The 476-nt window shown below is 34.8% G+C and carries 1 protein-coding gene; it reads right to left on the bottom strand.

The genetic code is table 11. The annotated features are described in order from the left end of the window. A partial coding sequence (locus AC1DWA_RS33340; RefSeq protein WP_477917754.1) for a hypothetical protein occupies positions 1–453 on the bottom strand: 453 nt, incomplete at its 3' end. Between the last annotated feature and the right edge of the window lie 23 nt (positions 454–476).

Below are 476 nucleotides of genomic sequence, written 5' to 3'. Positions count from 1 at the left end.
CGCTAAAATAGTTCCACCTAGAATACTAAAGATTAGTGATCCTACTCCTGCAGCAAGCATTAACAAAAAAATCTTGTCCATAAAGGCATCGGACATCTCCATATTTCTAACAATTTCAACCGTTCCAGTGAAGTTGTCGGTGACAATTGGAGAACGAAGAACAAGTAGACGTTCATCGTGGTTTTGAATCACTTTATACTCTTTATGCTTCACCGTTTTCGGTTGCTGCCAGTTTGRTGAAACATTGTTTGAGGTACTGGTTATRATGTTCCCTTTCCTATCAAGAACACGAATCAACTGATTCTTTTCATTAATCTTCGATAAGTATCCTTCACTGTTTTCAATTTGTTTTAAGGATAAGGGTTCATCATCAGATTGAATAAAAGCGAGAACCTCGTTTAATTGATGAATACCATTTTGCTTCTCATAATTTAAAATACTATTATCGATCACAATATATTGAAAGAGGTTATAAG

The sequence above is a fragment of the Rhodococcus sp. P4_F3_2 genome (assembly GCF_056401335.1).
The sequence above is the reverse complement of the archived record's forward strand: the minus strand, read 5'-3'. Positions and strand labels throughout refer to the sequence as shown.